The organism is Roseateles sp. GW821-FHT02E12 (assembly GCF_059421665.1).
The window spans coordinates 451,370-465,202 of record NZ_JBWKVK010000004.1 but is presented as its reverse complement, the minus strand read 5'-3'; the positions used below and the strand labels follow the sequence as shown (position 1 = coordinate 465,202).

Sequence of the window (13,833 nt, the reverse complement as noted above, 5' to 3'; positions counted from 1 at the left end):
CCATGTTTGAGACCGACAGCCTCGACCTCGTGCTGCCGCACAGCGCCACCCTTGGCGAGGGCCTGCTGTGGCAGGGCGGCCGCTGGTGGTGGACGGACATCGAGGCCGCCACCCTCTTCGCCTGGCAACCCGGCACGGCCGGGCCGCAGTTCTGCCGCCTGCCGGACCGGCTGGGCAGCTTCGCCCACTGCCGCTCCGGCCGCGTGCTGCTCGGGCTGGCGAAGCGCCTGGCGCTGGCGTCGCTCGGTGAGAACCTGGAACTGGGCCAGTTGCTGACGCTGGCCCCGGTGGACGCCGCCGAGCCGCGCACGCGCATCAATGACGGCCGCACCGACCGCAGCGGCCGCTTCGTGTTCGGCACGATGAACGAGGCCAAGGAGCGTCGGCCGAAATCGACGATTGCCAGCTTCTACCAATACTCGATGGCGCACGGCCTGCGCCGCCTGGCCCTGCCGGCGGTGGCCATTGCCAACAGCACCTGCTTCAGCCTCGACGGCCGCACGATGTACTTCTGCGACACGCTGACCCAGCGCATCCAGCAGTGCGACTACGACTCCGAGACGGCCCAGGTGGACAACATCCGCCCGTTCACGCAGATGGACCGCGACGACGCCTGGCCCGACGGCTCGGTCATCGACGCCGAAGGCTGCCTGTGGAACGCCCAATGGGGCGCCGGCCGTGTGGCACGCTACGACCTCGAGGGCCGGCTGATGGGCACGTTCAGCGCCCCGGCCGCCCACACCACCTGCCCCGCCATCGGCGGCGAGGGCATGGATCAACTGATGCTCACCAGCGCCCGCGCCGAGCTGGGCCGCGATGCGCTCGCCGCGCAGCCGCTGTCCGGCAGCCTGTTCGGGCTGCGCCTGCCCAAGTCGTTAGGTGTGGCTGACGCCCTGTTTGAAGACTAAGAAGGAGACAACCATGAAGATTCAAAGACGCGCTGCTCTCGCCCTGGCCCTGCTGGCCACGCCCTTTGCGCTGCAGGCGGCCGAACCGGTCAAGGTCGGCTTCCTCGTCAAGCAGGCCGAGGAACCCTGGTTCCAGGACGAATGGCGCTTTGCCGAACAAGCCGCCAAGGAGAAGGGCTTCACGCTCGTGAAGATCGGCATCCCCAACGGCGAGAAGACGCTGGCTGCCATCGACAACCTGGCCGCTCAGAAGGCCGTGGGCTTCGTCGTCTGCGCGCCGGACGTGAAGCTGGGTGTGGCCATCAACCGCGCCGCCAAGCGCCACAACCTCAAGGTCATGTCCGTGGACGACCAACTCGTCGACGGCGCCGGCAAGCCCATCACCGACATCCCGCACATGGGCATCTCGGGTTACGAGATCGGCAAGCAGGTCGGCCAGGGTCTGCTGGCTGAAATCAAGGCGCGTGGCTGGAAGCTCGACGAAGTTGGCGTGCTGCGCGTGGCTTTCGACCAACTGCCCACCGGCCGCGACCGCACCATGGGCGCCGCAGACGCGCTGAAGGCCGCCGGCATCCCGGCCGCCAACGTCGTCGATGCGCCGCAGGCCAAGACCGACACCGAGAGCGCCTTCAACGCCGCCAACATCGCCTTCACGAAGAACGCCAAGTTCAAGAAATGGGTCGCCTTCGGCTTGAACGATGAAGCGGCTCTCGGCGCCGTGCGCGCGGCGGAAGGCCGCGGCATCAAGCAGGACGCGATGCTGGCCATCGGCATCGGCGGCAGCCAGACGGCACTCAACGAGTTCACCAAGCCCACGCCCACCGGCTTCTTCGGCACGGTGCTGATCAGCCCGAAGCGCCATGGCTACGAGACCGCCGTGTTCGTCTACGAATGGGCCACCGCTGGCAAGGCACCCCCGCCCGTCACGCTGACCGCCGGCACGCTGATGACGCGCCAGAACCAGGCTGAGTTGCGGAAGCAAATGGGCCTCTGACATGTCTTCCCTGCAGTTCGACAACATCAGCAAGCACTTCCCCGGCGTCAAGGCGCTGAACGGGGTGAGCTTCGAGGCGCGTGCCGGCCAGGTGCATGGTCTGCTCGGGGAAAACGGCGCGGGCAAGAGCACGCTGCTGAAGATCCTCGGCGGCCAGTACAAGCCCGACGGCGGCCGCCTGCTGCTCGAAGGCCAGGAGCGGCACTTCACGTCGGCGGGTGACGCCATCGCCGCCGGCGTGGCCATCATTCACCAGGAGCTGCAGTACGTGGCCGAGCTGACGGTGGCCGAGAACGTGCTGCTGGGCCGCCTGCCCACGCGCTTCGGCCTCGTCGACCACAAGGCCGCACGCCGGCTGGTGGCGGAGCAACTGGCCGCGATTGGGGTCGACCTGGACCCGGCCGCGCGCCTGTCCGAGCTGTCCATCGCCCAGCGCCAGATGGTGGAGATCTGCAAGGCCGTCATGCAGGACGCCAAGGTCATCGCTTTCGACGAGCCCACCAGCAGCCTGTCGCACCGCGAGACGGAAATCCTGTTCCGGCTGGTGAAGCGCCTGCGCGCCGAAGGCCGCACGCTGATCTACATCTCGCACCGGCTGGAGGAGCTGTACGAGCTGTGCGACGCCTGCACCATCTTCCGCGACGGCCGCAAGATCGTCACGCACGAGGTGATGGCCGAGGTGCCGCGCGAACGCCTCATCTCCGACATGGTCGGCCGCGAGCTGCAGGACATCTACGACTACCGCAGCCGCCAGCACGGCCCCATGCGCCTGGAAGCGCGCGGCCTTCACAGCGCCCGCCTGCCCGAGCCGCTGAGCTTTGCAATGCGCGGCGGCGAGGTGCTGGGCTTCTTCGGCCTGGTGGGTGCCGGCCGCAGCGAGCTGATGCGCCTGCTTTACGGCGCCGATGCGCGCCGTGGCGGTGAGGTGCTGCTCGATGGCCAGAAGGTGTCCACGGCCGGCCCGTCGGCGGCCATCGCCGCAGGCATCGTGCTGTGCCCCGAGGACCGCAAGGAGCAAGGCATCCTGGCTCACTCGTCGGTGGCCGAGAACATCAACATCAGCTGCCGCCGGCATGGCCTGGCGGGGGGCATCTTCCTGCGCCACGGCCAGGAGGCCCAGCGCGCCGACGACTTCATCAAGAAGCTGCGCATCAAGACGCCCAACCGCGAGCAGGAGATCCGCCTGCTGTCGGGTGGCAACCAGCAGAAGGTCATCCTTGCGCGCTGGCTGGCCGAGCCGGGGCTGAAGGTGCTGATCCTCGACGAGCCGACGCGTGGCATCGACGTGGGTGCCAAGAACGAGATCTACAAGATCATCCACGACGTGGCCGCCACGGGCTGCTGCGTCATCGTCATCTCCAGCGAGCTGCCCGAGGTGCTGGGCATCACCGACCGCCTCATCGTCATGCGCGACGGCCGTATCAGCGGCGAGCTGGACCGCGCCAACGCCAGCGAGACCGCCGCGCTCGCCCTGGCCCTACCGGACGGAGCGCCTGCCGCGCCCCTGCATTGATCATGAACACGACCACTCTTACGCAACGCCCCTCCATGTCCACCACGTCCCGCGCCCTGCTCAAGGAACACAGCATGACGCTGGGCTACGGCCTGCTGTTCGTCGTGCTGGCCTTCACCGTCGAGAACTTCTTCTCCACGGCCAACGTCATCGGCCTGCTGCTGTCGGTCGCCCAGATCGGCATGGTGGCCTGCACCATGATGCTGTGCCTGGCCTCGCGGGACTTCGACCTCAGCGTCGGCTCCACCATCGCCTTCGCTGGTGTGCTGGGCGCCATGGTGCTGGAGCGCACCGGCAGCGTGGGCCTGGCCATCGGCGGCGGGCTGCTGGCCGGCGCGCTGATCGGTGCGGGCAACGGCGTGCTGATCGCCTACCTTCGCGTCAACGCGCTGATCGCCACGCTGGCCACCATGCTGATGGTGCGCGGCCTGGCCTTCATCGTGTCCAAGGGCCAGGCGGTGGGCATTGCCGACGAGGGCTTCATCTCCTTCGGCGACACCACCTTCCTGAACCTGCCGCTGCCGATCTGGATGACGGCGCTGTGCTTCCTCGTCTTCGGTGTGCTGCTCAACCACACGGTGTTCGGCCGCAACACGCTGGCCATCGGCGGCAACCCCGAGGCCGCACGGCTGGCGGGTGTGAAGGTCGAGCAGCTGCGTGTGTGGATCTTCCTGCTGCAAGGCGTGGTTACGGCCCTGGCCGGGCTCATCCTGTCGGCCCGCATCACCAGCGGTCAGCCCAACGCGGCCACCGGCTTCGAGCTGGACGTCATCTCGGCCTGCGTGCTGGGCGGCGTGTCGCTGCAGGGCGGCAAGGCGCGCATCTTCGGCGTCGTCATCGGCGTGCTCATCATGGGCACGGTCGAGAACGTCATGAATCTGTTGAACGTCGACGCGTTCTACCAGTACCTGGTGCGCGGCCTGATCCTGCTGGCTGCCGTGCTGCTGGACCAACTCAAGACCCGAGGCGAACGCCGTGCTTGATCGGCGAACCCTGCTGGCTTCATCGCTGGCGGTTGCCCTGCCAGCGCAGGCCGCCACGCCTTTCCTGGCCGGCGGCGACATCTCCGCGCTGACCTGGATGGAACGCGCCGGCACCGTCTACAAGGACCGCGACGGCCAGCCGGGCGACTGCCTGGCCCTCCTGAAGCGCTACGGCCACAGCATCGCGCGCATCCGCCTTTACGACAAGACCGGGCCGGGTACCGGCAACGACGGCTGGTACTGGCCCGAGGGCTCCATGGACCTGCCCGACGTGCTGGCGCTGTCGCGCCGCGCCAAGGCGCAGGGCATGCAGATCCAGTTCAGCTTCCACTACAGCGACTTCTGGACCAATTCCAAGACGCAGGAGCCGCCCACCGCCTGGCGCGCGGAGCTGAGGCAGCTGCCCGACAACACGGCCCGCTTCAAGCGCCTGCTCGTGCTGGTCGAACAGCGCACCCGCGAGGTCATGCAGGCGCTGGTGGACCAGGGCACGCCACCCGAGTTCGTGTCGCTGGGCAACGAGATCGAGCACGGCATGCTCTACCCCTACGGCAGTACCAAGGTCTGGCCGTTGCTGGGCGCTCTGCTGAAGGTGGGCTACGCGGCGGTGAAGGCCGTGAGCCCGACATCGCGCGTCGTGCTGCACCTGGACGACGGCGGCAACGAGGCCAAGTACTTCGACTGGTTCGACAACGCCAGGAAGCAAGGCGTGAAGTGGGACGTCATCGGCTCGTCCTACTACCCGTTCTGGACCAAGAAGAACGTCAGCCAGCTCGCCACGTTCTGCGAGACCGTCGCCAAGCGCTACGACAGCGACATCCTGATCATGGAGGCCGGCTTCAATTTCTCGCCCACGCGCCATGACGGCTGGCCCGGCCAGCTGGAGCACAACGGCCCCTACCCGGCCAGCATGAGCAGCCCCGAGGGCCAGCGCGACTTCATGGCCGAACTGTTGGGCGCGATGAAGTCCACGCCGCGCGTTCTCGGCGTCCTCTACTGGGACCCCATCATGATCGCCAACCCCAAGGTTGGCTGGGCGCTGAAGGAGGGCACGGGCCAGCCCGGCCCCAACGTCGTCTCCAACACCACCCTCTTCGACTTCCAGGGCAAGGCCCTGCCCGTGCTCGATATCTGGAAGCAGTACACGCAATGAGTTCTCTCCGTCTACAAGGCAAGGTCGCGCTGGTGACCGGCTCCACCCAGGGCATCGGCAAGGCCATCGCCCGCCTCTTCGTCGCCGAGGGCGCCAAGGTCATCCTCAACGGACTGGCGGCCGACGAGGCGCTGGGCGCGGCCCTGGTGCAGGAACTGGGCGAAGACAACGCGCTCTTCATCGCCGCCGACATCGCCGACGAAGGCGCCGTGCGTGCCATGGCTGCCCGCGGTGCCGAGCGCTTCGGCACCATCAACGTGCTGATCAACAACGCCGGCATGGACGTCTTCACCGAGCCGCTGGCGATGACGACAGCCCAGTGGCAACGTTGTTTCGCCGTCGACCTGGACGGCGCCATGCACTGCAGCCGCGCCGTGCTGCCCGGCATGCTGGAGCAAGGCGGCGGCAGCATCGTCAACGTGGCGTCCGTGCACGGCCACCGCATCATCCCCAACGCCTTCCCCTACCCGGTCGCCAAGCATGCGCTGATCGGCATGACCAAGGCACTGGGCATCCAGTACGCGGCGCACGGTGTTCGCGTGAATTCGATTTCGCCGGGACTGATCCTGTCCGAGCGCGTCGTTGAATGGCTGGCCAACTCGCCCGAGGACGCCAAACGCCAGGTCGAGTTGCTGCCCCCGAAGCGCATCGGCGAGCCCATCGAGGTTGCCTACACTGCCCTTTTCCTCGCCAGCGATGAAGCCCGCTTCATCAACGCCACCGACATCCTCATCGACGGCGGCCGCTCGCAGCTCTATCACGAATGACTGACCCGCGCTCGGATCGCTTCGTCCGCTCCCACCTGAAAACCCGCCAGCTCGTGCTGCTGGTGGAGCTGGGGCGCAACGGCTCGATCCTGCATGCCGCCCAAGCCGCCAACCTGACGCAGCCCGCCGCCTCCAAGCTGCTGGCCGACCTGGAGCACGCGTTGGGCGTGAAGCTCTTCGAGCGCCTGCCGCGCGGCGTGGCGCCCACCTGGTATGGCGAGGTGATGATCCGCCGCGCCGGTGCGGCGCTGGCCGAGCTGGATGCCGGCCACCAGGAGGTCATGGAGCTGCTGTCGGGCCTCTCGGGCCGCGTCGCCGTCGGCGCCGTGCTGACGCCATCCACCACGCTGCTGCCCGCCGCCATCACGCTGCTGAAGGCGCGCCAGCCGCGCGTGCACATCGCCATCACGGTGGACACCAGCAAGCCGATGATCCAGCACCTGCAAAGCGGCGAACTGGATCTCGTCATCGGCCGCGTGCTGGACAGCGAGTCCGCCGCGCACCTGAGCTTCGAGCCACTGACCGACGAACCCCACAGCCTCGTCGTGCGCGCCGGCCACCCGCTCGCGGGCCGCAGTGACCTGAGCCTGCAGGAACTGGCCCGCCAGAGCTGGATCCTGCCGCCTGGCGGCAGCATCCTGCGCGACCGCCTGACCGCCCTCTTCCTCTCCGCCGGCCTGGACCAACCCCAGCAGACCGTCGAGACCTTGTCCCTGCCCGTCGTGACCAGCCTGCTGAGCCAGTCCGACATGGTGTCGGCCTTGCCCGAGGAGCTGGTGAAGCCTTACCTCGAGGCCGGCCTGCTGACGGTGCTGAACTTCGACCTCGGCCTGCGCATGGACGCCTATGGCATCGTCACCCGCCGCGGCCACCAGCTATCGCCGGGTGCCGAGCTGATGCTGAACTGCTTGCGTGAAGAAGCCGCAAGGCGCGGCCTGTCGGCCAAGTGATGCCGTAGCAGTTGCCGGTGGCTGCCCAGGCTCCGCTAATCCTCAGAGTGCAAGTGTTTGGGCGCCAGCCTTGTCGGCACGCTGGGCACTGTGCGGTGTCGGAGGATCGCTGGCAACCAATTGGTCGAGGGCGGTGAACACTAGGGGCAGGCGCTCTGAATAGGTCGCCTTGTAGTGGTAGCTGATTACCGTGCGGTTATCGGCGTTCAGCAGCGCCTTGATTTGGTCACTCGATGTGGACCAAAACGCCCTCATGTCATCTCGACCTAGTAGCTTGGTCAGAACAGTCTGTGTCGCGAGCACATCGAGTCTGCCCAGGTTCTCAATCATCTCGTCGCGAAATGCTCGGAGGCAGTAGTCGCCGAAGGTGCGCGCATGGGCGAGGCCGAGCGCGGGGTTGAAGCAAAAACCGAACAGGTACTCGCTCATTGCCTTGTGGATGCCACCATCGTCATGCACGCCTGTCTCGTCGTAAACGCCGCATCCAATCCCGCTGCCGTCGTTGCGTCGCTGGTTCGCTAGTTGGTAAATCACAAAGCTCTTGATAGCCGAGCGGGCAGCCTTCAGATTGGTGTCATCGGAGTCACTTGTAGTGGCCGAAGTGAACTCCCCCAGGATCGCGTCATCGCTAACGCCGTCGACGTCGATAAAGAAGTTGACCTTTGCATCGATGTATCGCCTCCTAAACTCCCGAAAGACCTGCTGAGTGAATCTGCGCATGGAGTTCTGCGCGATCACGCCCACATCGCCCTCAGCCCGAGCACTTGGTTCCTCGTGCCGCACCAGGGCTGAGTAGATGTTGTGGACCTGGCCCAGCCGGTCCGCGCAGCACGTGAGCCTGAAGAGCATTAGGTCTTCCCAGCCAAGCGGCCCGCGCGCCGGTGCCGCCAGTTGCTGGATGAGATTTGGCGACGACTGAAGCTGCTTACTGCCCAGGATTCGATCAGCAATTTCGACGACGGCGGTCGAAGACCTGGTCCCGCCGTCGCGCGGCTCGCCAAAACCGGCCCGGTCGAGGAGTAGAACGAGCGAGTAGATCGACCGCTGCCTCAGGCTGCGGTCCCCGTAGTCGAGCATTGAGTACCGGGGCAGCCACTCGACCAGCGTATTGATAGCGTCATCCGCCGCTCTCCGGCCCAGGAGGTGCGCATTGTTGACGAGGATCCGCCAGAACTGATCATGGACGCCCTCGCTCGTTCGAGCAGAAAACTCGGGCTTGCTCAGTACCTTCGCGACCGACGCCTTGTCCTCCATGACCTCTTCCAGCAGGTCCTTGTACATCTTGAAGGTCGTCGTCAGCTCGGGAACCTTGAAGCGGACGATCAGTTGCAGATAGTTCTCAAGGTTGCGCGACTCGAGGTTGAAACAAGCTCGCGTCCGCCACACACCTTCGTCGCTGGCGAAATACGACGGGAAATTAATCGTCGCCACATCAAACAGCTGTTTGAGCAGGAACTGTGCGGGTGCTTCGGCTTTATTGACGATTTCGTCGAGCCCTGGCGCGTTTTCTAAGCCAGAGGCAGCCGAGCTCTTGCCGCGGCGGACCGAGAACGAGCCTGTGCGCCCCTCGGTCTCCTCGGCATGGATCCGGCGGAACAGACCTGGGTAGCAGAGGTGCAGCAGCACCAGATGCACTAGGTCCGCGCGATGGAAGTCGCTCCGTCCGAGGTCTGTTTTCTCCAGATTCATCAGGAGCATGGCGTTAACGAAGCGTTTGACCTTGCGCAGATCCCCCAACAAGGGGACGTATTGGTGGGCTTGCGGTCCGGAGATCAGCGAACCAACCTCACTGGTGATTTGCCGCAGCTTGAGCATGACGTCCTGCGGGACCGTCTGGAAGCTAGCAGCATTGGCGTGCCAGTCCGTATCCAGAAAGGCCTTGATGGCCTGGAGATCCACGAACAGACTGAGCTTGGCGGTGATGAACTTTTCAAGGAAGTCACGAGCCCTGCTGCCTTCGTCTTTGCCAGCTACCAGCAGTTCGGTGTCGTAACAAAGGATATAGGTGGCTTGCCTGAGGTTGAACGTCCTTCTCACCGTAAAGAGAACGTTGTTGACCAGCTTCGGTTCCAGTCGATCAAGGTCGTCGATGATGATGATCAGTCGTCGGTCAATCTCTTCAAGTAGGTCGCCGATGTCTCTGAGCAGTTCATCGATGGTCTCGTTGGATGGTTCCAATGTGAGCTTGATTCCGAGGATAGAGACATCGGTCTTGCCCTTAAGCATCCTCGAGTAGCGTGTGGCCGCAGGCAGGAATTCAGGTGCGAAGACCTCCTGCCGAATCTTGGCGCACAGGTCTTTAATGAATCGCTCCGACAGGTCCGGTTCTGACGCGTACCGCAGCGGTTCGAACTTGAAGACGATGGCGCTGTCGGGGGCGACCTCTGCCCAGCGCCTAGCAGCAATGTTGAGAAAACTGGTCTTGCCAACACCCCACGGACCGTCAACGCCAAACACCATCCCGGAGCGAGCGCCACTGGTCAGAACTGTGTCAGCGAAATCGGTGGCCTGCTTAGTTACGCCTAAGGCATCCTGGCCAGGCTCGTTGATCTCGGCGTCCGAGATGAAATAGAGCTGAGTCAGATCAGGTTTGCTTCGCCGGAAGACCTGTCGCAGGACCGGAGAAAGCAGGATCGTAAGCAATACCAGCAACGTGGCTTGGGACCACCCCGCGTCGAGACCGGAAACGGCCGCATGGAAGGTGGCCAGCTCGGGCGCGAGCAGCTGATCAATCCAAATGCCGGCCAGCACCAGCGTGGCTAGGTCATAGCGGCGACTGGAGATGACGCGCCGAGCGTGTTGATGGACTTCGCGCTGGTAAGCGTAGGCAAAAAGGCCGGCACAGATTACGGTAACGCCCACGATGACAGGTCCGATAAGGCCTTTCTCTGCAAGCTGTCGCCCGAGCGATGCACTGGCTAGAAAGCCAATCCGCCAGATCTCCGCCAGGACCGCCCCGAGCAAGACGGCGCGCAGGAACACCAACCACTCAGGCATCTTCATCGACGATGAACTTGACATTGATGAGCCTCCCTCTCCAACGGCGCGCTAATCGACTTGTTCTTGGCGCGTCTGGAAAGCGCATCCTCGGCGGATAGCGCGCAGAACACTATTCGCGAAAGTGCTGGGGAGGCAGCCGAAGCTCGTACGCTCAATCAAGTCAACACGAAGACAGCAGGGCAGCACGTACCTAACGGTGCCCTACGCTCTACCGATCAGACAAAGATCGGGAATTCCTGAGCCGGCGATGGCGTGCCTGGGCGGCGTGTCAGCTTCTCCGTTCGAGCCATTTCGGCCTTGCCGCCATCAATAGTCGATCGAAGACGCGCTGACGTGGAACTGGTTGGGGCGGACTGAATCCGGTGCAAGTCCGGTGTCGGTGGCTAGCTGAGTTCGAAGGACGCGCGCACAAGAATCCGAAACAACGACTTGAGCTTGGAATCAGCGCGAACTTACATGAAGCTGATGCCCTCGTCAGAGCCTGCGAGCCAGCGGAATCTGCAGATTCGTCGGCCGGTTCTCCTCGCTGTCGAAGCCGCGGCCGTCGATGTGGCGAGCGCCCCAGAACAGCAGGCCGTTGCTCAGATGAACGAGGTCGTACTCCATGAAGTTGCGGCCCTCCACCAGGCCAAAGGGCGCGAAGGTCTTGCCGAAGACGCTTTGCGCCGCGCCCACCTCCCACTTCGCATAGCCCTTGGCGGCCACCTGGTTCAGCAGGTCGGCAAAGCCCTGGATCAGCGGCGTGACCTCGTAGGCCTCGTCGGCGATGAAGTCCACCTTCTGCGCGCCGGCTGCAACCGGATGCTCGCCGCGCCACAGCATGTGGCCACGGATGAGGATGCGCGCCAGCGGCACGCGGCCGAACGGGTCGGCGTACTGGCTGATCACCAACTCGAAGCGGTCGCCGGCCGAGTAGCGGAACTCGCGCTTCAAGTGGAAGGGCTTGATGCTGCCGTCGGGGTTCTTCAGGCTGCTGGGGCGCAGCTCCGGGGCAAGGCTGCGCCAGTCGCCCAGCAGTTGGGTTTTCAGGTCGTCGAGAGTCATGGCATCGGCTTTCAGGGCTGAAGCCGCCAGGCACAGGGCCAGCGCGGCGCGTCGGGTCCACATCATTGGGGGCCTCCTTCGTGGCGCAGTTTGGGCGGCGACCCAGCCCGCGCGTTAGCCCAAATCGGCAAAACGTGGGGGCCGCAGGGCGAAGGCCTGCGGGCTATCCTTGCCCGCATGGCGATTCGCCTCGACGTGTTCGACGACTTCCACCTGCACGGCGCTTCGGCGCCCGAGTGGGAGCAGCGCTACGTCCAGCTTTCGCCCGGCATCATGCGCAGCGCCCTCATCGAAACGACGGCGCCGGGCCTGCATGTGTTCCGCAAGTGGATGAGCGAGCGCGTCGTGCAGCAGGGCTGCCTGCCCACGGGCCAGATCTGCTTTGCGATGCTGCATGGCGGCGGCGCGGGCCAGCCCTGGATGCAGGGGCGCGAACTGGGCGAGGACCTGATCTTCGTGCTGCGCGCCGGCCAGGAGTTCATGCTGCAGCGCCCACCGGGCATGGCATTGCTGGCCTGCACTTTCGATGCCGAAACCTTCCGTCGGCTGCTGGATGCGCGGCCCTGGTCGGTGTCGGCGAGTGCGCTGCTGTCGCGGTCCAGCGTGCAGGCGCCTGCAGCCGAGTTGCAGGCTCTGCGCAGCGTGCTGTTGCAGGCATCCACGGCCGCAGCCGTTTTTGCTGCGCTGACCGAGCTCTTCGAGGCCGCCGCCGGCCCTGCCCAACGCGCGGGCAGCGCATCGGCCGCCTACATCGTGGCAGCCTGCCACCGCCTCGTCGCGGTAAGCGGCGATGAACCGCCCGATATCGAAACACTCTGCCAGCGCCTGCGCACCAGCCGGCGCAGCCTGCAGAACGGCTTCCGCCAAGTGGCGGACACAACGGCCGCGCACTATCTACGCAGCCTCAGGCTCAACGCCGTGCGCCGCCGGTTGCTGGCGACACCGACCGCCGAACTCAGCGTGTCCCAGGCCGCGGGCGACGCCGGCTTCGAGCAGTTGAGTCATTTCGGCGCCCGTTACCGCGAACTCTTCGGCGAGCTGCCCTCGCAGACCTTCAGAAAGCCCCTGCCATGACCCTCAAATGCGACGTCGCCATCATTGGCGCCGGCACCGCCGGTATGGCGGCCTACCGCGCCGCCCGAGTGCACACGGACAAGGTGCTGCTCATCGAGGCGGCCCGCTACGGCACCACCTGCGCCCGCGTCGGCTGCATGCCCAGCAAGCTGCTGATCGCCGCGGCCGAGGCGGCTGAAGGCGTGCGCGAGGCGCATCGCTTCGGCGTGCAGGCCGAGGCGCCGCGCATCGATGGCCGCGCCGTCATGCAGCGGGTGCGGGATGAGCGGGATCGCTTTGTCGGCTTCGTGGTGGAGACCGTGCACGGCTGGCCCGAATCCACGCGGCTGTTCGGCCGCGCGCGCTTCCTGGCGCAGGGCGTGCTGGATGTCGATGGCGAGCGCGTCGAAGCTCGGACCGTGGTCATCGCGACCGGCTCGCGGCCCTTCGTGCCGGCCGGCTGGCGCGAGCGGCTGGGCGCCAAGCTCATCGTCAACGACGACGTCTTCGACTGGGTCGACCTGCCGAAGTCCATCGCCGTCGTTGGCGCCGGCGTCATTGGCCTGGAGCTGGCCCTGGCCCTGCACAAGCTGGGTGTGCGCGTGCGCCTGTTCGCGCGCGGCAACCGCGTCGGGCCTCTGACCGACCCCGAGCTGCAGCCGCTGGCCCAGAAGCTGTTTGCCGAGGATGTGCCGCTGACCTTGAACGCCGCCACGCTGGACCCGGTGCTGGACGGCGATCAGGTCCTCGTCGGCGGCGAGCGCTTCGATGCCCTGCTCTGCACCGCCGGCCGCCAGGCCAATCTCGACGGCCTGGGGCTGGAGACCTTGAACCTGCCGCACGACGCCGAGGGCCATCCGCTCGTCGACCGCCACACCAGCCAGTGGGGCGGCATGCCGGTCTTCATCGCCGGCGACGTCACCAACGACCGCCCGCTGCTGCACGAGGCCTCCGACGCCGGCCGCATCGCCGGCGACAACGCGGCGCGCTGGCCCGATGTGCACCACCGCCCGCGCCGCGCGCCGCTGGCCATCGTCTTCAGCGAGCCTCAGATCGCCATTGCCGGCGCCAGCCACGCCGAGCTGGTGGCCGCCGGCCGCAGCTTCGACACCGGCCGCGTCAGCTTTGCCGACCAGGGCCGCAGCCGCGTCATGCTCGTCAACCGCGGGGGGCTGCATGTCTATGCCGAACGCGGCACGGGCCGGTTGCTGGGCGCCGAGATGATCGGCCCGGCGGCGGAACACATCGGCCATCTGCTGGCCTGGAGCGTGCAGCGCGGCGACACGGTTCAGCAGATGCTGGACAGCCCCTTCTATCACCCGGTCGTCGAGGAAGGCTTGCGCACCGCGCTGCGCCAACTCAGCAGCGACCTGCACCTGCCGTCACCCCCCATCGAGAACTGCCTGGACTGCGACACCTCGGCCGAAGTGGGCGCCTGATGCGCAAGCCTTGATCGATCTCAAGTCGC

The 13,833-nt window shown here is 65.9% G+C and carries 11 protein-coding genes; 9 read left to right on the top strand and 2 right to left on the bottom strand.

The features are described 5' to 3' along the window. Positions 1-2 precede the first annotated feature (2 nt). The 7 genes from AC07V5_RS24915 to AC07V5_RS24885 are packed head-to-tail and all read left to right on the top strand — an operon-like array spanning position 3 to position 7,268. Positions 3-908, top strand: coding sequence for an SMP-30/gluconolactonase/LRE family protein (locus AC07V5_RS24915; RefSeq protein ID WP_495118420.1), 906 nt, complete (start codon positions 3-5; stop codon positions 906-908). A 19-nt stretch (positions 909-927) separates the two neighbouring features. Then, positions 928-1,902, top strand: coding sequence for an arabinose ABC transporter substrate-binding protein (locus AC07V5_RS24910; protein ID WP_495118795.1), 975 nt, complete (start codon positions 928-930; stop codon positions 1,900-1,902). A 1-nt stretch (position 1,903) separates the two neighbouring features. Continuing rightward, complete coding sequence (gene araG, locus AC07V5_RS24905; RefSeq protein ID WP_495118419.1) at positions 1,904-3,415, top strand: L-arabinose ABC transporter ATP-binding protein AraG; 1,512 nt, start codon at positions 1,904-1,906, stop codon at positions 3,413-3,415. A 2-nt stretch (positions 3,416-3,417) separates the two neighbouring features. Then, the gene (araH, locus tag AC07V5_RS24900) at positions 3,418-4,398 is read left to right on the top strand and encodes an L-arabinose ABC transporter permease AraH (RefSeq protein WP_495118418.1); all 981 of its coding nucleotides are present in this window, start codon (positions 3,418-3,420) and stop codon (positions 4,396-4,398) included. Beyond that, positions 4,391-5,551, top strand: coding sequence for a glycoside hydrolase family 53 protein (locus AC07V5_RS24895; protein WP_495118417.1), 1,161 nt, complete (start codon positions 4,391-4,393; stop codon positions 5,549-5,551). Before araH ends, AC07V5_RS24895 begins: the two co-directional genes overlap by 8 nt. Then, positions 5,548-6,318, top strand: a complete 771-nt coding sequence (locus AC07V5_RS24890; RefSeq protein WP_495118416.1) for an SDR family oxidoreductase — start codon at positions 5,548-5,550, stop codon at positions 6,316-6,318. Before AC07V5_RS24895 ends, AC07V5_RS24890 begins: the two co-directional genes overlap by 4 nt. Continuing rightward, positions 6,315-7,268: a LysR family transcriptional regulator gene (locus tag AC07V5_RS24885; RefSeq protein ID WP_495118415.1), complete on the top strand. Its 954-nt coding sequence runs from the start codon at positions 6,315-6,317 to the stop codon at positions 7,266-7,268. Before AC07V5_RS24890 ends, AC07V5_RS24885 begins: the two co-directional genes overlap by 4 nt. A gap of 42 nt (positions 7,269-7,310) precedes the next feature. Here AC07V5_RS24885 and AC07V5_RS24880 read toward each other — a convergent pair whose 3' ends face one another. Both AC07V5_RS24880 and AC07V5_RS24875 read right to left on the bottom strand, forming a co-directional pair. Continuing rightward, a complete protein-coding gene (locus tag AC07V5_RS24880; protein WP_495118414.1) occupies positions 7,311-10,271 on the bottom strand; it encodes a P-loop NTPase fold protein in 2,961 nt (986 codons plus the stop codon). A 471-nt stretch (positions 10,272-10,742) separates the two neighbouring features. Then, positions 10,743-11,378 carry a hypothetical protein gene (locus AC07V5_RS24875; protein WP_495118413.1) on the bottom strand — a complete coding sequence of 212 codons (636 nt, stop codon included), beginning with the start codon at positions 11,376-11,378 and terminating at the stop codon, positions 10,743-10,745. 111 nt (positions 11,379-11,489) lie between these two features. Here AC07V5_RS24875 and AC07V5_RS24870 point away from each other — a divergent pair, with 111 nt between their 5' ends. Next, the gene (locus tag AC07V5_RS24870; protein WP_495118412.1) at positions 11,490-12,386 is read left to right on the top strand and encodes an AraC family transcriptional regulator; all 897 of its coding nucleotides are present in this window, start codon (positions 11,490-11,492) and stop codon (positions 12,384-12,386) included. Next, positions 12,383-13,804 carry a dihydrolipoyl dehydrogenase gene (locus AC07V5_RS24865; protein WP_495118411.1) on the top strand — a complete coding sequence of 474 codons (1,422 nt, stop codon included), beginning with the start codon at positions 12,383-12,385 and terminating at the stop codon, positions 13,802-13,804. The genes AC07V5_RS24870 and AC07V5_RS24865 overlap by 4 nt, the downstream gene beginning before the upstream one ends. Positions 13,805-13,833: the final 29 nt, after the last annotated feature.